The 21,304-nt window shown below is 48.6% G+C and carries 23 protein-coding genes, 1 tRNA gene and 3 pseudogenes; 13 read left to right on the plus strand and 14 right to left on the minus strand.

The window, feature by feature from the left end:
- Positions 1-3: 3 nt before the first annotated feature.
- Positions 4-381 (plus strand): MysB family protein, encoded by a 378-nt coding sequence (locus HVZ39_RS15560; protein WP_016152610.1) that lies wholly within the window; start codon positions 4-6, stop codon positions 379-381.
- Between the two features lies 1 nt (position 382).
- Here the strand turns inward: HVZ39_RS15560 and HVZ39_RS15565 are convergent, their stop codons facing one another.
- The 3 genes from HVZ39_RS15565 to mdoG form a co-directional block, all read right to left on the minus strand.
- On the minus strand, positions 383-610 hold the full coding sequence (locus HVZ39_RS15565) for a YceK/YidQ family lipoprotein (RefSeq protein WP_016152609.1): 228 nt from the start codon (positions 608-610) through the stop codon (positions 383-385).
- Positions 611-685: 75 nt separating this feature from the next.
- Entirely contained in the window at positions 686-3,214 is a 2,529-nt protein-coding gene (mdoH, locus tag HVZ39_RS15570; protein ID WP_019076449.1) for a glucans biosynthesis glucosyltransferase MdoH, read from the minus strand.
- Positions 3,207-4,742: a glucans biosynthesis protein MdoG gene (mdoG, locus tag HVZ39_RS15575; protein WP_085951042.1), complete on the minus strand. Its 1,536-nt coding sequence runs from the start codon at positions 4,740-4,742 to the stop codon at positions 3,207-3,209. The genes mdoH and mdoG overlap by 8 nt, the downstream gene beginning before the upstream one ends.
- Positions 4,743-5,013: 271 nt before the next feature.
- On the opposite strand from mdoG, the gene mdoC reads away from it, so the two are divergent.
- Positions 5,014-6,174, plus strand: coding sequence for a glucans biosynthesis protein MdoC (gene mdoC, locus HVZ39_RS15580; RefSeq protein ID WP_094169054.1), 1,161 nt, complete (start codon positions 5,014-5,016; stop codon positions 6,172-6,174).
- Between the two features lie 24 nt (positions 6,175-6,198).
- Here mdoC and HVZ39_RS15585 read toward each other — a convergent pair whose 3' ends face one another.
- From HVZ39_RS15585 to csgB, 7 genes are all read right to left on the minus strand, one after another.
- On the minus strand, positions 6,199-7,638 hold the full coding sequence (locus tag HVZ39_RS15585) for a phospholipase D family protein (protein WP_275370809.1): 1,440 nt from the start codon (positions 7,636-7,638) through the stop codon (positions 6,199-6,201).
- A complete protein-coding gene (gene ymdB, locus HVZ39_RS15590; protein WP_016156177.1) occupies positions 7,622-8,164 on the minus strand; it encodes an O-acetyl-ADP-ribose deacetylase in 543 nt (180 codons plus the stop codon). The genes HVZ39_RS15585 and ymdB overlap by 17 nt, the downstream gene beginning before the upstream one ends.
- Before the next feature lie 163 nt (positions 8,165-8,327).
- Positions 8,328-9,025, minus strand: a protein-coding gene (locus tag HVZ39_RS15595) for an IS1 family transposase (protein WP_223335778.1) whose coding sequence is annotated in 2 segments (ribosomal slippage) — positions 8,328-8,776 and positions 8,776-9,025 — 699 coding nt in all. Because the reading frame shifts where the segments join, the coding sequence is not laid out codon by codon here.
- Positions 9,026-9,053: 28 nt separating this feature from the next.
- Positions 9,054-9,362: a type 1 fimbrial protein gene (locus HVZ39_RS15600; protein WP_181632652.1), complete on the minus strand. Its 309-nt coding sequence runs from the start codon at positions 9,360-9,362 to the stop codon at positions 9,054-9,056.
- A 151-nt stretch (positions 9,363-9,513) separates the two neighbouring features.
- Positions 9,514-9,846, minus strand: a complete 333-nt coding sequence (gene csgC / locus HVZ39_RS15605) for a curli assembly chaperone CsgC (protein WP_016152602.1) — start codon at positions 9,844-9,846, stop codon at positions 9,514-9,516.
- Positions 9,847-9,907: 61 nt separating this feature from the next.
- Positions 9,908-10,357 (minus strand): curli major subunit CsgA, encoded by a 450-nt coding sequence (gene csgA, locus HVZ39_RS15610; protein WP_016156176.1) that lies wholly within the window; start codon positions 10,355-10,357, stop codon positions 9,908-9,910.
- A 40-nt stretch (positions 10,358-10,397) separates the two neighbouring features.
- Positions 10,398-10,853 (minus strand): curli minor subunit CsgB, encoded by a 456-nt coding sequence (gene csgB / locus HVZ39_RS15615; protein ID WP_181632653.1) that lies wholly within the window; start codon positions 10,851-10,853, stop codon positions 10,398-10,400.
- Between the two features lie 758 nt (positions 10,854-11,611).
- On the opposite strand from csgB, the gene csgD reads away from it, so the two are divergent.
- Genes csgD through csgG form a run of 4 tightly spaced genes read left to right on the plus strand, consistent with a single transcriptional unit; the run spans position 11,612 to position 13,957 of the window.
- Positions 11,612-12,262 carry a biofilm master transcriptional regulator CsgD gene (csgD, locus tag HVZ39_RS15620; protein WP_003036091.1) on the plus strand — a complete coding sequence of 217 codons (651 nt, stop codon included), beginning with the start codon at positions 11,612-11,614 and terminating at the stop codon, positions 12,260-12,262.
- 4 nt (positions 12,263-12,266) lie between these two features.
- Positions 12,267-12,659, plus strand: a complete 393-nt coding sequence (gene csgE, locus HVZ39_RS15625; protein WP_016152600.1) for a curli production assembly/transport protein CsgE — start codon at positions 12,267-12,269, stop codon at positions 12,657-12,659.
- Positions 12,660-12,684: 25 nt separating this feature from the next.
- Positions 12,685-13,098 (plus strand): curli production assembly/transport protein CsgF, encoded by a 414-nt coding sequence (csgF, locus tag HVZ39_RS15630; RefSeq protein ID WP_016152599.1) that lies wholly within the window; start codon positions 12,685-12,687, stop codon positions 13,096-13,098.
- Positions 13,099-13,123: 25 nt separating this feature from the next.
- Positions 13,124-13,957, plus strand: coding sequence for a curli production assembly/transport protein CsgG (gene csgG / locus HVZ39_RS15635; RefSeq protein WP_016152598.1), 834 nt, complete (start codon positions 13,124-13,126; stop codon positions 13,955-13,957).
- Between the two features lie 48 nt (positions 13,958-14,005).
- On the opposite strand, the gene HVZ39_RS15640 is transcribed toward csgG, so the two are convergent.
- The 4 genes from HVZ39_RS15640 to ghrA all read right to left on the minus strand — a co-directional run bounded on the left by HVZ39_RS15640 (position 14,006) and on the right by ghrA (position 16,930).
- Positions 14,006-14,488, minus strand: a complete 483-nt coding sequence (locus HVZ39_RS15640) for a DUF1097 domain-containing protein (protein ID WP_141195425.1) — start codon at positions 14,486-14,488, stop codon at positions 14,006-14,008.
- Between the two features lie 101 nt (positions 14,489-14,589).
- Positions 14,590-15,144, minus strand: a complete 555-nt coding sequence (locus tag HVZ39_RS15645; RefSeq protein ID WP_181632654.1) for a molecular chaperone — start codon at positions 15,142-15,144, stop codon at positions 14,590-14,592.
- Positions 15,145-15,167: 23 nt separating this feature from the next.
- Entirely contained in the window at positions 15,168-15,905 is a 738-nt protein-coding gene (locus HVZ39_RS15650; RefSeq protein WP_016156173.1) for a phosphatase, read from the minus strand.
- A gap of 86 nt (positions 15,906-15,991) precedes the next feature.
- A complete protein-coding gene (gene ghrA, locus HVZ39_RS15655) occupies positions 15,992-16,930 on the minus strand; it encodes a glyoxylate/hydroxypyruvate reductase GhrA (protein WP_181632655.1) in 939 nt (312 codons plus the stop codon).
- A gap of 235 nt (positions 16,931-17,165) precedes the next feature.
- Between ghrA and HVZ39_RS15660 the strand changes: the two genes are divergently transcribed.
- The 7 genes and pseudogenes from HVZ39_RS15660 to HVZ39_RS26655 all read left to right on the plus strand — a co-directional run bounded on the left by HVZ39_RS15660 (position 17,166) and on the right by HVZ39_RS26655 (position 21,002).
- Positions 17,166-17,253: transfer RNA gene (locus HVZ39_RS15660), tRNA-Ser, on the plus strand.
- Between the two features lie 460 nt (positions 17,254-17,713).
- Positions 17,714-18,065 (plus strand): annotated as a pseudogene (locus HVZ39_RS26650) (integrase); the annotation flags it as partial.
- Between the two features lie 11 nt (positions 18,066-18,076).
- A pseudogene (locus HVZ39_RS15665) lies at positions 18,077-18,352 on the plus strand (recombinase); the annotation flags it as partial.
- Positions 18,353-18,452: 100 nt separating this feature from the next.
- On the plus strand, positions 18,453-19,328 hold the full coding sequence (locus HVZ39_RS15670; protein ID WP_103929129.1) for a toll/interleukin-1 receptor domain-containing protein: 876 nt from the start codon (positions 18,453-18,455) through the stop codon (positions 19,326-19,328).
- Positions 19,329-19,687: 359 nt separating this feature from the next.
- Positions 19,688-19,999 (plus strand): hypothetical protein, encoded by a 312-nt coding sequence (locus tag HVZ39_RS15675; protein ID WP_181632656.1) that lies wholly within the window; start codon positions 19,688-19,690, stop codon positions 19,997-19,999.
- Positions 20,000-20,032: 33 nt separating this feature from the next.
- Positions 20,033-20,770 (plus strand): annotated as a pseudogene (locus HVZ39_RS15680) (IS66 family transposase); the annotation flags it as partial.
- Positions 20,771-20,825: 55 nt separating this feature from the next.
- Positions 20,826-21,002, plus strand: coding sequence for a transposase domain-containing protein (locus tag HVZ39_RS26655; protein ID WP_200084564.1), 177 nt, complete (start codon positions 20,826-20,828; stop codon positions 21,000-21,002).
- The last annotated feature ends 302 nt before the right edge of the window (positions 21,003-21,304 follow it).

Consider the following 21,304-nt stretch of genomic DNA (forward strand, 5'->3'; position numbering starts at 1 on the left):
CTGATGACCATGTATGCCACGCTGGAAGAAGCCATTGATGCCGCTCGTGAAGAATTTCTGGCTGATAACCCTGACCTTGAGCCCGACGAAGCCAGCGTTCAACAGCTAAGCGTACAAAAATACGTGCTACAGGATGGTGACATTATGTGGCAGGCGGAATTCTTTGCTGACGAGGATGAGGGCGAGGGTGAATGCCTGCCAATGCTGAGTGGTGAAGCGGCCCAAAGCGTTTTTGATGGCGACTATGATGAAATTGAAATCCGTCAGGAGTGGCAGGAAGAAAACACGCTTCACGAATGGGATGAAGGTGAATTCCAGCTGGAACCTCCCCTGGATACCGAAGAGGGTCAGACCGCGGCCGATGAATGGGATGAGCGATAGCTTACTCGTAAGGTCCGTGGTGAATGTCGAGCGGGAGCAGCAAAGTATCAAACACCAGCGAAAATGGCAGGTCGAGGATGGTGACGTAGCGCCACGCGGAGTCACGGACATCCCATTGCACGCCAGGATAGTATTGGTTTCCGTGCCCTTGCCCTGGGATAGTTCGGCTAATAATACTGCCGCATCCGCTCAGCAAGCACACCATGATTGCCACTGCCAATATTCGCACCTGATACCTCACAGCTCTTTTATTTAGTATAAAAAAATACCGGCACCAGGCCGGTATTTTCACGTTACATAACGCTTACTTTTTCCTGAGCGCCAGCGGATTCAGGGTCAGTCCCTGGTAGTAATTCACCCACGAAGAATACTTATCAGGTGAATTCCAGACGCGATAGTGCAAACGCGCCATCGTCACCGGATCGCTCAACAGCACCAGACGGCGGTCACGGTTTAGTTTCTCCGGCGTTTCGTTCAGCGCCTGCTCCACATGGCGGTCACGGGCAATCTCAAGCACGTTACTCGCGCGGTGACGTGCAGTCGCCATTGCCGTTGCCAGTGCGTTAAATGACGGGTTAAACACCGCATGCATAAAGCCGTCGTCCAGTGTACGATTGCGGTTCATCACCAGGTAGGTATCCGTATCCACCAGCACCTGCGGCGGAGAATACTCTTCCGGGATCAGGAACAGCTTCCAGCGCTTGGTACGTAACCCAACCGTGGAACGGCTGGAAATCACGGAAACAAACGGCGACAGGATCAGCGAGAAGACAATCGGCGCCAGCCAGAACAGGAAACGCAGATCCAGCCAGGCCATACCTACCGCCCACACCAGCCCCAGCAGTAACTGAGAACCGTGACGCATAAATGCTTCACCCCACGGGGTGGAATCGTCATCACGCTGCGGCGAATTCCACACCACTTCCCAACCGAGGAAGGCGCTCACGACGAAGACGGTATGGAACAGCATACGCACCGGCGCCAGCAGCACGGAGAACAGAACCTCCAGCAGCAGCGACAGCGTGACGCGGATAAACCCGCCGTATTCTTTCGTCCCTTTACACCAGATGAGCAAAATACTCAGCAGCTTCGGTAGGAACAGCAGCACCATCGTAGAAGCAAACAGCGCGATCGCCAGTTCAGGTCGCCACTGCGGCCATACCGGGAACAGCTGGCGCGGTTGCAGGAAGTACTGTGGTTCCGTCAGCGCATGCACCACCTGCAATGCGGTCGATAACGCGAGGAACATAAACCACAGCGGCGCGGACAGATAGGACATAACGCCGGTCAGGAACACTGCACGGTGAACCGGGTGCATCCCTTTCACCAGGAACAGACGGAAGTTCATCAGGTTGCCATGACACCAGCGACGGTCACGCTTGAGTTCATCCAGCAGGTTCGGCGGTAGCTCTTCATAAGAGCCCGGCAGATCGTAAGCAATCCACACGCCCCAGCCGGCACGACGCATCAACGCCGCTTCGACGAAGTCATGGGAGAGGATCGAACCCGCAAACGAGCCTTCGCCCGGTAACGGCGCAAGCGCACAGTGTTCGATAAACGGCTTCACGCGAATAATCGCGTTATGGCCCCAGTAGTGCGATTCCCCCAATTGCCAGAAGTGAAGTCCAGCGGTAAACAACGGACCATAAACACGGGTCGCAAACTGCTGACAGCGTGCATACAGCGTATCCATACCGGAAGCCTTCGGTGAAGACTGGATAATCCCGGCATTTGGATTCGCTTCCATCAGGCGCACCAGCCCGCTCAGACAGTCACCGCTCATCACGGAGTCAGCGTCCAGCACCACCATGTAGCTGTACTGATTTCCCCAGCGACGGCAGAAGTCATCAATGTTACCGCTTTTACGCTTCACGCGACGACGACGACGGCGGTAGAAAATCTGCCCTTCGCCTTGCACTTCGGCAATCAGCTCCATCCACGCTTTTTGTTCTGCTACGCAGATATCAGGGTTGTAGCTGTCGCTCAGGATGTAAACATCAAAATGCTCGGCGTTGCCCGTCGCTTTGACCGACTCCCACGTGGCGCGAAGTCCCGCGAATACGCGGTCAACGTCCTCGTTACAGATCGGCATAATCAACGCGGTCCGGTGTTCGGGATTTAACGGTTCGTCCCCAACCGTTGAGGCGGAGATACTGTACTTATCTCGCCCAATCAACAGTTGCAGGAAGCCCATCAGCGCGGTCCAGAATCCTGCTGAAACCCAACAGAAAAGCACGGCAAACAAAATGAGAATGCCGGTCTGGAGCATGTAGGGCAGCAGTTGCATAAAGGAGACCCATAAATCCTGCCCCATCATGTCAACAGGATTAATGAATGCCCAACCCTGATACGGAAGGATCGTCTTCATATACCAGGTTGCGACGACCGTTTGCGCCAGCGTTAAGATCAACAACGTATAGCGGCGGATGGTGCCAACCGTACGCCATTTTTGCTCGCTCTCCTGTTCTTCTTTCGTCAAACGCGAAAGATAACGCGGAGTCACATCGCGCCCGCGCAGGCGATCCCAAAAGCGGCCAACCGGGTTGGTACGCCAGGGATCGGGGAACATAGAGGTACGCGTTGCTTTTGGCATCGCCTGCAGCTGATCGCGCCCCTCATCGTCCTTAACCAACTGCTCTTTGGCCAGAGAATCAGGCCACGCCTGCTCCAGGCGAGCTTTCACCGAACCCTGCGGTGAATCATCTTCACGCGAGTACGTACGATGCTCGGCATCCAGCGCCTGATGAACGGCGCGGATGTCAGTTTTCGGCAGTGCCGCTTTTTCGATATCCGAAAGCGGCATTGCGTCAATATACTCAGTTGTCTTATTCATTGGCAGGTAACTGGTAGCTCCAGGTTTCACTCAGCGTCTGATCGGCATTGACCAAGGCAGCACGCATTTCAGTGGTTTTCTTCACGTCTTTCACTTTCACGCGCAATACCAAACGCCAACCTTTAGTTACCGGGTTGTAGCGCACAGTACTTTCAACGATCTCGCCGTTGTCGCCAATACTGGTTTGTGCGGTAACCGGGGTATCCTGCGGCAGCTTTTTCATATCCGTGCCGGTAAAGTCCACCACAAACGCGATAGTGCCATCAGGCTGACGAATGAGGTTAGATTGTTTTACATCACCGGTAGAACGACGAGTCTGCTGGACCCAGGCGCTATCAGGGGCATGAAGCTTGTCTTCGTCACGCGTGAACGTCAGGGTGTACTTGAAGTTCATCTCTTTGCCGGCTTCAGGCAGTTGATCCGGCGTCCAGTACGCAACGATGTTATCGTTCGTTTCATCGTTAGTTGGGATTTCAACTAACTCAATCTTACCTTTACCCCAATCACCTTTTGGCGTGATCCAGGCGCTTGGGCGCAGATCGTAACGATCGTCGATATCTTCAAAACGCGAGAACTGACGGCCACGCTGCAGCAGGCCGAAACCTTGCGGGTTTTCCATCGCAAAGCTGCTCACCGCCAGATGTTTCGGGTTATTCAGCGGACGCCAAATCCACTCGCCGTTGCCAGCGTGGATCGACAAACCGTTAGAGTCATGCAGTTCCGGACGATAGTTGGTCGCCGGAGAAGGCTGGTTTGGTCCGTACAGGAACATACTGGTTAACGGTGCCACGCCCAGCTTGCCCACTTTGTCGCGCAGATAAACTTTGGACTGAACATCGACTACCGTGTCACGACCCGGAATGATGACAAAGCGATACGCTCCGGTTGCGCGCGGAGAATCCAGCAAGGCATAAATGGTCAAACGTTTGTCAGTCGGTTTCGGACGCTCGATCCAAAACTCACGGAAGCGGGGAAATTCTTCGCCAGAAGGCAGAGCGGTATCAATCGCGAGACCGCGCGCAGACAGACCGTAGACCTGCCCTGCCCCCAGAACACGGAAATAGCTGGCACCGAGCATGCTGACGATTTCGTCGTTTTTATCTTTGCTGTTGATCGGATACAGCACTTTGAACCCGGCGAAACCGAGATCTTTTACCGTGTCTTTATCATGCTGAACATCGCCAAAATTAAAATAATCCGGGCTGTATTTGATTCTTTTCACCGCTGTAGCGGTAACTTCGTTGATTTTGACCGGCGTGTCGAAGTACATACCCTGGTGGTAGAACTCGAGCTTAAATGGGGTCTTGAGATTGCTCCAGTAGGCTTTATCGCGGTTAAACTGGATCTGCTGATAATCAGCATATTTCATGTCGCGGAAAACGGAGGGCAAGTTACTTTTTGGCGCCTCATAGCCTTTACCGGCTAAGGATTGAGCTTGTTTTGCAACATCATCGATGCTGAACGCCCAGCTCGATGATGTGTACAGCGTTAACATAACTGCTGCACCCAACCAACGCATTTTCATCATTTGTAGTTTATGTTTCATAATTAGTAAGCACTTCCCCCTTTGTGTGCTTATATTGATCCGATCCATTTTAATGGATAATCGGGTATTCCGACAACTGAATCCCTGTATTGTTCGCGCGCTGGCTCATGGTTTAATCAGGTTCAACTACCTGTTTTCACTTTGCGTGCTTATCCTGGAGACAGGTTGTTGGACTTCGTGTAGGGTTGCCCTCGAATGTAACCATTATTCGTCTTAGGGATAAGACGAAAAGTCTGAGAATACATAACTGTCTATGAGCTCTGTATCACCACCACGCGAATATTTTCTTGACTCCATCCGTGCCTGGCTAATGTTGTTAGGGATCCCATTCCATATTTCATTGATTTACTCGACCCACACCTGGCACGTGAATAGCGCGGAACCGTCGTGGTGGTTGACCCTGTTTAACGACTTTATCCATGCTTTTCGCATGCAAGTCTTCTTTGTCATTTCGGGTTATTTTTCCTACATGCTATTTTTGCGCTATCCACTAAAGCGCTGGTGGAAGGTGCGTGTAGAACGCGTGGGGATCCCGATGCTGACCGCGATTCCATTACTTACGCTGCCGCAATTTATCATGCTGCAATACGTAAAGGGAAAAGCAGACAGTTGGCATACTCTCAGCGGCTACGATAAATACAATGCACTGGCCTGGGAGCTGATTTCCCATCTGTGGTTTTTACTGGTTCTGGTCGTATTAACGACCGTGAGCATGTGGGTGTTCACCCAGATGAAAAACAGACTGACGCGTAGTGACGCCGCCAGCGCCCCGGCGGTGTCGATGACTAAATTATCGCTGATCTTCATCTTGTTAGGTGTCGGTTACGCTGCCGTCAGAAGGACAATTTTCATCCTCTACCCTTCGATTCTCAGCGATGGCATGTTCAATTTTATCGTTATGCAAACGCTGTTCTATGCGCCGTTCTTTATCCTCGGCGCACTGGCGTTTATCAACCCGAATCTGAAAGCGCTGTTTACCACACCGTCACGCGGTTGCACGCTCGGTGCTGCATTCGCATTTGTGGCATACCTGCTCAATCAGCGTTATGGCAACGGCGATGCCTGGATGTATGAAACCGAATATGTCATTACCATGGTCATGGGACTGTGGATGGTGAACGTCGTCTTTTCGTTGGGTCACCGTTTGCTTAATTTCCAGTCTGCCCGCGTGACCTATTTTGTCAACGCGTCGCTGTTTATCTATCTGGTGCATCACCCGTTAACGCTGTTTTTTGGCGCTTACATCACACCGCATATCACGTCGAATCTGCTGGGTTTTCTCTGCGGTCTGCTGTTTGTGGTTGGGATTGCGGTAATACTGTACGAAATCCATTTACGCATTCCGGTGCTGAAGTTTCTCTTTTCGGGTAAACCGCCCGTTAAGCAGGATAAAAACAAGGCCATAGCCGGCTAGTTTTTCCCTCAATCATTGTGTGGTTCAAAGCAGCCATTCAATGGGTAACACGGACGCCAGCTTTACCAGAACCCGCTTCCAGAATCCTGTGGCGGGTTCTTTTTTCAGGACCTGTTCACTGCCAGAAAGTCGGTCGACCCAATTAATTCTCCCCCAACGGTCAAGGCGTAGCTGCCAGGCCATATCACGCTGGCTTTGCATAAACCGTTTATGAATCAATTCGGCCAGCACTTCACTCTCAATCACAAATCCCATTTCTGTATTGAGCAGCGTCGAACGAGGATCAAAATTAAGCGAGCCGATAAACACTTTGCGATCATCAATACTGAACGTTTTCGCATGCAGGCTGGACCCTGAATTCCCGGTTAATCCACGATCGTGAACGACCGAGACGCGATCGCGGGTCGGTTTAAGTTCGTATAATTCTACACCGTAGCGCAGCAGTTTTTTTCGCCAGCGCGCATAGCCCGCATGGACGATCGCCACATCATTCGCCGCCAGTGAATTGGTTAAAATGGCAATCTTGACGCCTTTTCTTACCAGTCTCAGGAGCTGCGCCACACCGGCACGCGTCGGCACAAAGTAGGCAGAAATAATATCAATACGTTCGGTCGGCGAGCCCATTACGTCAAACAAACGCTGCGGTAATAGCGAGTGGCGCGGCGCTTTCCCTTCTCCTTTTGCAGGATCATCGCTCAGCAAACGCGTTTTGGCCCAAATCAGCGGCAGCGATCTTTGATCGAGACTGGACATAAACTGGCTGGTTTCCAGCTTATGCAGATAGCGGCGGGTAATATCATCGTTATACCAGGATTCGGGTAGCTCAATACGCTGCGCAGAATCTGGCTCGGACATCTCAAGCACATTTTGTAACGTTGAAACCGAGCGGCAGTGCCAGTAACGCTCAAAATCATCCGCCACATCTTTGACAACCGGCCCGATAGCCATGACGTCCAGGTCGGAAAATAGCGGTTGCTCACCCGCGCCAAAATAGGCATCGCCAATATTACGCCCACCAACGAGAGTCACCACGCCGTCAGCGGTATAACTTTTATTGTGCATGCGCCGATTAAGCCGGGCAAAATCGGTTAAATAGCCCAGCGCGCGCAGGATGCGAAAGGAAAACGGATTGAAGAGGCGAACTTCTATATTGGGGTGCTTATCCAGCAGACGCAGCGTGTCGTCCAGACCCGGCGTGTTGTTATCATCCAGCAGCAAACGCACCCGTACGCCTCGCTTCGCAGCGGCCAGCAGTACGGAAAATAGCAATAACCCGGACATGTCGTTTTCCCAGATGTAATACTGCACATCCAGGGTACGTTCCGCCATTTCCGTTAACCGATAGCGAGCAGCAAACGCATCCAGGCTGTCATCCAACGCAAGAATGCCGCATTCTCCCGGGTGGTCTTCGCAAAGGGGCGTGATGGCACGCTCAAGTCGCGTCATATCAGTCCGTGTGATCATCGCCTTGTTGTGTTAGCAATCTCTTATAAAGTTGAGCGTTTTCGTCATCAAAGCACACGAAGTATATCTGATCAGGAAGTGCGCGGCGGGTAATAAATTTCAGCACCGTTTTCACCGCTATTTCTGCCGCTGCGGCGCGTGGATAGCCATAAGCCCCGGTGCTAATCGCCGGAAAAGCAATGGAGTGATAACCATTGGCCAGGGCCAGTTGCAGGGTGTTTAAGTAAGCTTCTTCGAGGCGTTCGGCCTCATGATGACCTCCCCCTTGCCAGACGGGTCCTACGGTATGAATGACCGCTTTTGCCGCAAGCGCCCCCGCCAGAGTGATCACCGCATGCCCTGTCGGGCATTCTCCTTGTTGCTGGATAACCTGTTTGCAGGCCTCCAGTAATGCAGGTCCGGCAGCGCGATGGATTGCGCCATCGACGCCACCTCCCCCCAGCAGCGATGAATTCGCCGCATTGACAATCACATCAACAGCGACAGTCGTAATATCGCCATGTAACACATGAACACGTGATTGCATAAGTTCCCCCTGACAAAACACCATTCGTTAAGTGTACAGCAGGGTTTTCCCTTAAATCTCTCTTTTTAACCGTAAGTGTGCATATCTACGCCACAGCGAGTCATTTATATTCAATATTAAGAATCGCCATGTTTTTCTGTTCATTGAGGGTAATGACTCCAACTTAATGATAGTGTTTTATGTTCAGATAATGCCCGATGACCTTGTCATGCAGCTCCACCGATTTTGAGAACGACAGTGACTTCCGTCCCAGCCTTGCCAGATGTTGTCTCAGATTCAGGTTATGTCGCTCAATGCGCTGAGTGTAACGCTTGCTGATAACGTGCAGCTTTCCCTTCAGGCGGGATTCATACAGCGGCCAGCCATCCGTCATCCATACCACGACCTCAAAGGCCGACAGCAGGCTCAGAAGACGCTCCAGTGTGGCCAGAGTGCGTTCACCGAATACGTGCGCCACAACCGTCTTCCGGAGCCTGTCATACGCGTAAAACAGCCAGCGCTGGCGCGATTTAGCCCCGACGTATCCCCACTGTTCGTCCATTTCCGCGCAGACGATGACGTCACTGCCCGGCTGTATGCGCGAGGTTACCGACTGCGGCCTGAGTTTTTTAAATGGCGGAAAATCGTGTTGAGGCCAACGCCCATAATGCGGGCGGTTGCCCGGCATCCAACGCCATTCATGGCCATATCAATGATTTTCTGGTGCGTACCGGGTTGAGAAGCGGTGTAAGTGAACTGCAGTTGCCATGTTTTACGGCAGTGAGAGCAGAGATAGCGCTGATGTCCGGCGGTGCTTTTGCCGTTACGCACCACCCCGTCAGTAGCTGAACAGGAGGGACAGCTGATAGAAACAGAAGCCACTGGAGCACCTCAAAAACACCATCATACACTAAATCAGTAAGTTGGCAGCATCACCTTCATTGAGGTAGTGCATTTTGACTGTGGCAATTTCCTGCACATTCTGAGGGGCTGTCGCGAGCTGTTGCGGGTTGTAAAGACTATTCTGGTTGGTGCCGTTGCGGATACATGACAATTCAATTTGCTGCTGCTGTCTGTTAACGTCGCAAGGTGATTCAACTATCGCTCCGCGAAAATGAATAACCCCGCCGGTTGTGATTTGCTGCGCAATTGCAGGGAGGGTTAAAAGAGAAAAAGCACATAAACTGGTACTTAAAATACGCTTTAATAATGTACACATAAGGGTTCCTCAATGATTAGCCATCTTTGAGGGATCGAAATGATCCTTCACCGCTACGATTAACGATCAAATACAAACGCTCACACGCTTCTATATTCATAGAACAGCAGCGCATTCCCAGCCACACCCTTAATGCAAATACAGCAAAAAATTATGGGTGACTGTTTGAGTCAGGCCATTGTTGCGACAGATGCAGAGACTGCCCATCTGAAACGGTAACGATAATTTTGACCGAATCCTCAGATGAAATATTAAAGCTCAGTTTGGTTAATTCAATCGGTCGATTAGCAGGGACCGAAAGGCTTATTTTCTGCTGCGACTGGCTTTGTCCCCCCTGCCCTTTACGTATGGCAAGGACTTGTACCTCACATACGCACGGTTGGGTTAACGTCACCTGAGGAATAATGGTGTACATATCACCTTGCTGAGTTGTATTGAATGTTATTTGATTTGCCAGCGCGGCAATGAGTAATAGCGTATGCATCATATTCTCCCGAAAAAAAAACAGGGCTCACGCCCTGTTTATTATCAGTCAGAAAACTGAATTAGTGTTGGTTAGCTGTAGCGTTGTTGCCAAAGCCAACTTGCTGAATCAGCACATTGGAGTCAGAAGCGGTCTGATTAACCAACGCACCGTTACGGCCACCGAACTGGGTTACACTAATATCAGCATTTTTAGCATTCCACTGATCGATAGTGGCATTGTTCTGGAAGCCAGTCTGTTTCAGGCTAATGGTACTGTCATCAGCGCCCTGACCAACTACAGCCCCGTTACCGCGCCCCTGTTGTGTGATAGTGACATCTGATTTACGCGCATCACTTTGCAGAGCATTCGCAGCGTTGTTTGACCCATATTGGTAGATACTCAGTGAAGAGTCTGGGCCATAATTACTACCGCCACCATGATGATTGCCGCCCCATTGCGGAACAACACCAGCCAGAGCACTGCCAGAAACTACGATTGCTGCGAATGCTGCCACTTTTAAAAGTTTCATGGTAAACCCCCATCGGATTGATTTAATCGTCGTTAATGGATTAGCGTTGAGTAACGCGAATTGCCATTTGCGACTGTCTCTGCACCACAACTGCTGTTTTTTGTGTACCGTACTGAGTAATATTGGCTTTATTACCAGAACCTTTCTGGATAATTACCGCCGTATTACCGTATGAACCTTGTTTAATATTCGCGTCATTGGAACTACCCGTTTGATCAATATATGCAAAGTTATATGACCCCGTCTGGTCTGTTTTCGCTCGGTTACCAGAACCTTCTTGCGAAATAACCGACAATAACTTCGAGCCCCCCTGTCGAGTATTTGCACTGTTCGCAGTGCCAACCTGACCAATAATGGCTGCCTGATTAAATGAAGACTTACTTAATTCATTTACCGCAAAGTTATATTCTGAGTTAGCTAAATCATAACTTGTAGCGGATGCAATCCCAGGCACACCCAGCATTGTAAACATCATAAATAACAACTTGTTTTTCATGTTGTCACCCTGGACCTGGTCGTACATAAGGTTAAATTATTTACCACTCAAATTATTGTTAACGTGACTTACATTTGTTAACGCCACGTTACGATGAAGAGTATGTCCGTTGAAACATTTTAAATAACTCACCCACCAGTTGTATTTTTATATCCAGATTCACCCCAAAGTACTAATTAACAGCAATTAACACCGTTATAGCTCTGGATTTTATTTCTTTTGTAACCCGATGAGTGAATTTCTATGCAGTAACAAAAAAACGCGTTTCCCGCGTTTTCTGGGCCTTGCAGACGGTAGTGGGATTGTCCTCGGTACAAGTCGTGACAAGTGTCATTTTTTCTATCTAAAATTGTTCAACTTAAAGTGAGACAAAAAAATCAAAATTCATTAGAAATCTAAAACCATCTAATTATAATTTTATTTCTTAAAATTCAATAAGATATTATAATTTGTATGATTTTTTAAATCTATGCAGTAACGCTAAAATGTACAACTTTACTATCAAATCTAAACTCCACAAAAACGCAAAAATCACATTTTAATATATAAATTTACATTATGTAACATGTTTAACACTTGCTTTAAGATTTGTAATAGCTAGATTGAAATCAGTTGAAGTCCATTTGTTTTAATATTTTCACCCCGTTGGGTCGAAGTTTTATTTCTACACAGCAGTGCAACATCTGTCAGTACTTCTGGTGCCTCTATTTTAGTAGAGGCAACTGTCAGGTGTGCGACTAAAAAAGTGGAGTTTCATCATGTTTAATGAAGTCCATAGTATTCATGGTCATACATTATTGTTGATCACTAAACCATCCCTGCAGGCAACTGCGTTATTACAGCATTTAAAGCAATCGCTGGCGTTAACCGGAAAACTACATAATATTCAACGTTCTCTGGATGATATATCCTCCAGCTGCATTGTTTTACTGGATATGATGGAGGCAGATAAAAAACTGATCCATTACTGGCAAGATAATTTGAGCAGAAAAAACAACAATATAAAAACTTTATTGTTGAATACTCCAGATGATTATCCTTACCGGGATATTGAAAACTGGCCGCATATCAATGGCGTATTTTACGCAACTGAAGATGAGCAGCGTGTTGTCAGCGGTTTGCAGGGTGTGTTGCGGGGCGAATGTTACTTTTCGCAAAAGCTCGCCAGCTACCTGATCACGCATTCCGGGAACTACCGCTATAACAGCACGGAGTCGGCATTACTTACGCACCGTGAAAAAGAGATCCTTAATAAACTGCGTATCGGCGCCTCAAATATTGAAATCGCGCGTTCACTATTTATTAGTGAAAATACGGTGAAAACACATCTTTATAATCTTTTCAAAAAGATAGCTGTCAAAAATCGTACGCAGGCGGTCTCGTGGGCCAATGATAACCTCAGGCGATAAAGCCATGAAACGCTATTTGACCTGGATTGTGGCAGCAAATTTGTTCCTTGCTGCCGGGAATCTACACGCGGCTGTAGAGGTGGAGGTTCCCGGACTGTTAACCGACCACACTGTCTCTTCCATTGGCCATGATTTTTACCGGGCCTTTAGTGACAAGTGGGAAAGTAAGTACACAGGAAACTTAACCATTAATGAAAGACCCAGTGCACGTTGGGGAAGTTGGATCACCATAACGGTCAATCAGGACGTTATCTTCCAGACTTTTTTATTCCCGACGAAAAGAGACTTCGACAAAATTGTGGTCTTTGCATTGGCAGAAACTGAGGAAGCATTAAATCGTCGGCAAATAGATCAAACACTATTAAGCACGAGCGATTTAGCGCGCGATGAATTCTAAAACATGATTTTGTCCGGAGGCTTTCATGCGTGTCAAACATGCAGTGGTTTTGCTCATGCTAATTTCACCATTAAGTTGGGCCGGAAATATGACGTTCCAGTTCCGCAACCCTAACTTTGGTGGTAACCCAAATAACGGCTCTTTTTTACTGAACAGCGCCCAGGCGCAAAACTCGTATAAAGATCCGAGTGCCGGCGACTACGGGATTGAAACCCCAACAGCGCTGGATAACTTTACCCAGGCGATCCAGTCACAAATACTCGGTGGCTTACTTACCAATATCAATACCGGTAAGCCGGGAAGGATGGTAACCAGCGATTTTATCGTTGATATCGCCAACCGGGATGGACAACTGCAACTGAATGTCACGGACAGGAAAACGGGGAGAACGTCGACTATTGAAGTGTCGGGTTTACAAAATCAGTCGACCGATTTCTAAATTATAGCCACGAAAGGAAAAAATCATGCAGCGCTTACTTATCATGGTGGCAGTAATTTTACTCAGCGGATGTTTAACAGCCCCGCCGCAAGAAGCCGCTAAGCCGACATTAATGCCCCGAGCCCAAAGCTATAAAGACTTGACGCACCTGCCCATGCCTACAGGTAAGATTTTTGTCTCGGTATACAATATTCAGGATGAGACTGGCCAGTTTAAACCTTATCCGGCAAGTAACTTCTCAACCGCCGTCCCGCAAAGCGCCACGGCGATGCTTGTCACCGCATTGAAGGATTCTCGTTGGTTCGTCCCGCTGGAACGTCAGGGGTTGCAGAACTTGCTTAACGAACGAAAAATCATTCGTGCAGCTCAGGAAAACGGCACAGTTGCCATTAATAACCGCATCCCTCTGCAGTCTCTGACCGCGGCAAACATCATGGTAGAAGGGTCAATTATTGGTTATGAAAGCAACGTTAAATCGGGTGGCGTTGGTGCGCGCTATTTCGGTATTGGCGCCGATACGCAGTACCAGCTCGACCAGATAGCGGTCAACCTGCGTGTGGTTAACGTTAGTACCGGTGAAATCCTCTCATCGGTGAATACCAGCAAAACTATCTTGTCTTATGAAGTGCAGGCTGGGGTATTCCGCTTCATTGACTACCAGCGACTGTTGGAAGGTGAAATTGGCTACACCTCTAACGAACCGGTTATGCTTTGTCTGATGTCAGCAATTGAAACCGGTGTTATCTTCCTGATTAATGACGGGATTGATCGCGGATTGTGGGATTTGCAGGATAAGAAACAAGTTGATAATGACATCCTGGTTAAATACCGCCATTTGTCGGTACCTCCGGAATCCTGAGTGGTCTGATACAGCATAAAAAGCGTGAGGAAAACCCTCACGCTTTTTTTATTTACTGGTCAGCGTCGACGATAGCCGATTCTCACGACGAGATGCCAGCCACAATCCGCTGTTTTTCATCGCATAGCCGAATACCAGCCCCAGCGCCAGAGAAGGCACGACCAACTGCCAGTCACCCTGCCCTGCAAACGTTGCGCATGCGCCAATAAAGGTGCCCGGCACAAATGAAAGCAACCATTGCTTTGCCTGAATACACATTAGAAACGCGACAATTCCCGTCATGACATAACCAATAATGTCCATATGCGGGGCAAGCGCGCTACCGTTAATAATCACCAACGCCCACACCACACCGCTTAGCAGCGTACACGCCGAGATCCACAGCCCTTTCAGCCCACCCTGTGGACAGGCAAAATAGGCCGTGCAGCCCAGAAAGCCAGCCCAACTGAGTAAACCAAGAGCTACGGCCACCCATCCCCAAATCCCAGAGAGAATGCCCGTTGTGATTGCAATTGAGAGAAGTATGTTCATGCCGCGTATCTTAGCAGAAAAACGGCATGGGAATGAGATCGTGCACACAATTCATGCAATGATGTAATTTGAGTTGCAGTTTAATGAGATCTAAATCACATTTATTCTTCAGTATCTTCCTGCAATTCGTCCCACATCGCGCCAATGGCATCACGCGTTAACGGTGCCATGGTACGCCAGAACTGTGTGTTTGCGTGCGCTTCAACTTTGCCAAGGAACGTGCCACACCAGGGCAACAGGTATTCCACAAACAAGGTTTCGAGTGCTTCACTTTCATCTTCCGCAGACTGGTCTTCAAGCCATGAAGCCGCCAGCAACAGCATGCCAATATGATCTGCAGGCGTATCTGCCAGCGGCATTCCGCGAGCAGAAAGAAAAGCACGAACATCGGATTCTTTCGCCCCTTCTACCCAGGCGCTACGATAAGGCGGCACCGCACACTCGTCGCCGACAAACAGCGCGTTGTAATCCGCAGCCAGCTGAGGCATATCGCAGCTTTTCTGCAGACGAGTGAGCAGTTCGTCCTGTTCCAGCGGCCAGTTGGCGGACAGTTTACCTTCACTAATCAGGGTAAACAGAGGAACCAGTAAAGGGTCCTGCGGTTGGCGGTAAAACAGCGAGCCCAGTACACGACACAGGATAGAAAACTCGTTCATTGATATATTCCAGTTAGTAACAATTACAGTTCAGCAAATTCCGCGATCGGCTCCATGCCTCGCGATTCCAGAAACGCCAGCAGGCGTTTAGGGGTGACGTTTAAAATTCTGTCTTCCGGGAAATTTACATCATCCAGAATTTTACGGCATTCACCAAATTCACCCAGTGTGAAAGCGGTATGTGAATCCGATCCTAACGCCACCCAGCCTCCGGCATCACGCACTGCCGCAGCGACCGCGCGACAATTGTCCTCACTCCCCTTACGCGAATGCAAAAACGAGGAGTTATTGATTTCCAGCGCGACCTGGTATTTTGCCGCCGCCTGCGCAATCGCTGTGATATCAACGGGATATTTGGGATTCCCCGGATGGCTGATGATGTGCACGTGACCACTGGCCATCGTGGCTATCATTGCCTGGGTATTGGTGTCTTTATCGTGAGGTGCAAAAACCGGCTCATGGAAGCCCGCAATGATGAGATCCAGGGAAGTAAACATCGGACCGGAACAGTCGATTTCGCCTTCAATATTCTTAATATTCGCCTCGATACCGCGCAGGATCCCTACGCCATCAACGATACGAGGCCAAATGCGCATATTAATAAAGTGCCAGTGATGAGGCGCATCCGCCATGTCCGGTCCATGATCGGTTATGGCAAACAGCTTGATGCCTTTGCGATGGGCTTCAGCGATGTAATCACTTAAGGTGCTGTAGGCGTGGGTACTGGCGACGGTATGCATATGCAGGTCAACGGGATACATAACTCTCTCCTGTAGTCATTTTCCGTCAAGGATAGCAGGTATCGTCGCCATTTATTAGCTGAAACCCGGCACTTGCCGGGTTACCATCAATATCCCCGAACGCGATCGACCTGACCCGTTACGGATTTCCCACTTTCCAGGTCCAAAATCGTACGGGAGATGTAGTCCACCGCCTCTGCCGGGCGTGTTACCGCGGCGATATGCGGCGTCATTGCCACACGCGGATGTTTCCATAGCGGGCTGGTTTCCGGCAGCGGTTCACGGCTATAGACATCCAGCATGGCACCTTTCACTTTGCCGCTGTCCAGCGATGCCAGAAGATCGTCTTCATTGAGATGAACGCCGCGCGCCAGGTTCAGCACGTAAGCGCCATCCTGCAATTGACTGAGTAAATCAGCGTTAATAATGCCTACGGTTTCTGCCGTATTAGGCAGGAGGTTGATCAGCACGCGAGTTTGACTCAAAAACGCGCTCAGTTCCTCGGTACCGGCGAAGCTTTCCACACCAGACCAGGATTTACGCGTACGACTCCAGCAGCGTAGCGGGAACCCCCATGCTTGCAGACTTTCTGCAACTTTGGCACCTAAAACACCAGCGCCCATGATCCCGACGCTAAACTCATCGCGGGTATATTCTGGCAACGGTTGCCATTTCTCCTGGTTTTTTAATGCCTGGTAGTCATCAAAGCGACGAAACCAGTGCAATACCTGACTAACCGCATATTCCTGCATTTGCAGGCCCATCCCCGTATCTTCCAGACGGAAAAGCGGGATCGACGCATCCAACATTTCCGGATGAGCGTTTAGTTTACTGAGAATAGAATCGACGCCCGCACCCAGCGCAAATACGGCTTTTAATTTTCGTCCGGCGAGCATTTCAACCGGAGGATGCCAGACCAGCGCGTAGTCAGCATGCGCATTATCACCAGCCTTCCACTCACGGACCCGCGCGCCAGGTATGGCCTTTGTCAGCGCATTAAGCCACCAGGTTGTATCGAATGTTGGGTGATAGAAAATTATATCCATAACGTCTCCTGAACATTGTTATGCGGAACGTACTCGCACTTATAATCATCATTTTTCGAGGGAACATCAGAGTAGCAAATTTTAGGGTGCTGGCAAAAAAAACAATTCCCGCTTATTTAAGCTGCATATTGATTGAAGTTTGTGTAAATGCACGTTTTTTTCAAAAAGTTGATTGACGTCGGAGCGGTATTTCCCTAAATTAGCGCCCGTTCCGGTAGCACAGGAACAACAATATGGTGAGGTGTCCGAGTGGCTGAAGGAGCACGCCTGGAAAGTGTGTATACGGCAACGTATCGGGGGTTCGAATCCCCCCCTCACCGCCATATTCGAGAAAGAGCTCGTACGCAAGTACGGGCTTTTTTTTCGCATGTTGCACGCCTGCGGGGGGATGAGAAGCCCCGACCGGGGGTCGACACAAAATTGCCGGGAGCAATTTTGAACAGCGCATGCGCTGGCCCCGTAGGGGCGAGGCCCAGGGATGGGCCGAGTAGCAGCGCAGCCAGTTGGACAGACTGAGAGCGCAGAGAACAGGCTGCCCGAAGCGAGTCAATCCCCCCCTCACCGCCATATTTGATACAGAATCAATCAGTTACAACGTAATATTGGTTTTGTCCTGCATAAAGAAGCTCGTGTAAACGGGCTTTTTGTATCTGAACTTATTGTTTTTGCTGTGATTTTCCTAATGGAAGTTTTTTTTGGACCTTTGATTACTACAACAAACTTGCTATAGGTTGTGTGAAAACGCCCCACCTGAACACTCCAGAAAATTATCTCACGACAGGGAAAGAACACAGGGTTCTTCCTTCCAAGCTGCTGTTACCTATTAAAAGATTTACCCTATTTTAAGAGCAATAACTTTGTGTCCCCTGCCATTCGTAAAGGGCAGTTTTCCGACACGGCTTTGCTGGCATTCCTAAAGCGAACGGGATGCACCAACTTAACACAGCATGGGTTTAGATCGATATTTCGTGATTGGGCTGGTGAAACGACTATCTACCCGCGTGAGGTTATTGAACATGCGATAGCTCACCAGTTAGCAGATAAGTCAAGGGCTGCGTATCAACGTGGGACGTTATGGTCTAAGCGGGTGGCGTTGATGGATGAGTGGTCGGGGTATTGCCTTGCCAAGGTTTAGCTGTTCTGATTGAAAACACAATCAACAAGGCGCTGCGTAAGATGGGCTATGACACCACACAGGACATCTGCGGTCATGGTTTCCGCACGCTGGCATGTAGTGCTCTTATTGAATCAGGGCAATGGCCTGAAGGTGCGGTAGAACGCCAGATGAGCCACAAGGAAAGCAACAGTGTTCGTGCTGCCTATCCCCATAAGGCTAAGCATCTTGAGCAGCGAAGATTGATGCTACAGTGGTAGGCTGATTTTGTTGAGACTAATCATGATGGGATGGTCAGGCCGTTTTAGTTTGCTCAGTCAAAGCTTCATTAACTCAAGACACAAGGATGTGCCTTGATGGTATCCTACGAAGCTGTAAGTTATTACATAACTTCTTGTTGAGGGATCTATGAGTATTAGTGTTTTTTTAAGTCATAATCACAATGATAAGCCATTTGTCAGAAAGTTAGCGAGAGACCTTGAAAATCACGGTGTCCGTTATTGGCTTGATGAAGCAGAAATGAAAATTGGCGACTCTCTGATTCAAAAAATCAGGGAGGGTATTGATAGTGTTGATTACTTTGCTGTTGTTCTATCGCCTGATTCAATAAATGCGCCTTGGGTAGTCAATGAACTTGATGTGGCAATGAATTATCAAATAAGCGGTAAAAAAATAAAAGTATTACCTATTATGCTGAAAGAATGTGAGCCTCCGGGTTTTCTCATTGGGAAACTGTATGCAGATTTTAGAAATGAAGATAACTATGTTGAAGCCTTTAAAAGATTAATTCAAAGCATAGGGATGGTTTTTAATAAAAACGTCATGAGCGACGAGAAAATATTTGATAATCTTGGCACCGCTTTAGATAAAGCATCTCATGCCAATACCCCTATAATGTGTAAACCATTTCACAGACCGTTTCAATACATGGGAATGCAAATTCCACAAGCAGAAAAAATCTTTGAGTGTAAAGGCAATGAAGTTGGCAGCATCTTTGTAGAAGATGATGATTGCCGGATGCATCTTTGTGCTGAAGGTAATTATATTAGCTTTGTAGAAGTTGATTTTAAAAAAACAATTCCACATTACAGAAATCAAGAATTCGATTCTGAAATTTTCCTCGGAGCATTAAGTATAGGCTTATCAGAACTTGAGTTAGTTGGTAAAAAAACGCATAGCCACACATATTATGATCATCGACGGAAATTAAAAATAACTGTAAGTTGCTTATACGATGAAGCACCAATAACCGTATCGTTTAGCTCTAAGTATTACGGGATGTAATATTTTACATGTAGGCATTCAATTTTGTAATTGGATGCCATTATATTTATACACAAGCTTTCAAATTCTTATGCCTTGTGGCCTATAGATTAGATACTGCATACAATGTATTGTTGAATATAATTTATTCAACGCATTAACGATGAGGTATATTAAATGAGTGTTACGATTAGAGCTGAAGACGCGACATGTTTATTAGATATATTATCTGAACATACTACCATTTGTATAGAAGGACATACTTGATCTGGAAAGACAACAGCAGGTAAAAAATAGCGGAGACGTTTGGAGCTAAATTTTTCGATACAGATGATTATATAATAAAAGTTCAAAATCCAACTATTGAAGAATATGAAGACTTGATAGATATTAATAAACCATCAAAAGAACTAAATGAGGAAGAAGGCAAAAAGGTCATAGTTGGAATATGTCTTCGGAACATATTAAGATTAGCTGAGTCAGATGAAAAATCAATATTTATTTATATTAAATGCATATTAATAACATCATTTCAATGGATAGAGAAAAATACATTAGATGATCTGAGGGAGGGAAACATTGATATAGATAGAATCCCAGAACCTCATGCAAGCGATTATCGATATATTTTAGAAAGGAGTCCTCAAAATAAGGCAGATATTATTTTCGAACGATTGGAAGAAAATATCTAACCGCATATGATACACCTGCTGAAAGAAGCCCTGATGCTGGCCCGTCAGCAGCGCGTTGGCCGTCAGGCCGAATCCTTCAGCGGCTTACAGCGTTCCCTGTTCGAAGAGGATGCCGACGCGGATATCGCTTCTGCACAAGCGCAGCTTGCACGCCTGCTGCCGGAGCCGGAAGAGAAGAAAACATGTCCCATCCGTCAACCGCTGCCTGCACACCTTCCGCGCAAAGAAACCGTTATCAGACCTCACGCCTGCGCCTGCCCGGACTGCGGCCAGCTGCTGCGGCATATCCGCGATGAAATCAGCGAGCGGCTGGACTACATCCCGGCGCGGTTCGTGGTGACGCGTTACGTTCGTCCGCAGTACGGCTGCGACGGCTGCCAGCGCGTGGTGTCAGGCAGTCTGCCCGCGCAGATTATCCCGAAAGGCATTCCTGAAGCGGGTCTGGTGGCGCAGGTCCTAGTCAGCAAGTTCTGCGACCGCCAGCCACTGTATCACCAGCAGCAGGTGTTCGCCAGGGCCGGAGGGGAACTGTCGGTCAGCACGCTGGCCGGATGGGTGGGCGCGGCCTGCGTCTGGCTGATGCCGCTGGCGGAACTGCTGCGCACGGAACTGTTAAACCGCCCGGTGATTCATGCGGATGAAACGCCGCTGCAAATCCTGAACACGTAAAAGGACGGGAAGGCGCAGAACGGCTACCTGTGGGCGTATGTCAGCGGCGAAACCACGGGCGACGGCGTGGTCTGCTTCGACTGTCAGCCCGGACGGGCAGCGCGTTATCCCGAAGCGTGGCTGGCGAGCTGGAGCGGAATACTGGTCACGGATGGTTATGCGACAACGGTATGCGAAACCGCAACTGGATGCGCTGTGGGCCTGGCTGACGGCGCGGCTGAACGGCGTGGAGCCGTATGGCTGGCTGAAATCGGCGCTGAAACGTCTGCCTTCATTACCGGAAGAGCGACAGCACGAACTATTACCCTTCGCGAAAAATCCCCTGAATAACTGAGCCGGGCTGTGAAATGCAGAACCGATCAGTGCTGTCAATGTGAGTTCACCGGAACGTTACGATCAATTCATCGACATCGATCGATAAAAACTATCAACAATACAACTATCGATCTTTACAACCAATTAATTTATGAGGCAGATATGCGAATACCTGAAGTCTTATACGATTATTCGTGAACAAAAATCAGAAGATAAAGGAACGAAGAAATATATTATATGGGAGATTATTTAAAGTTAAAAATATGCTCTACCACAGCGATAGAGCAATAATTCAATCAAATTGGACGAAAAGCTAGCTGA

Origin of the sequence: Citrobacter sp. RHB35-C21, from assembly GCF_013816515.1 — a bacterium.
GTDB lineage: Bacteria > Pseudomonadota > Gammaproteobacteria > Enterobacterales > Enterobacteriaceae > Citrobacter > Citrobacter braakii.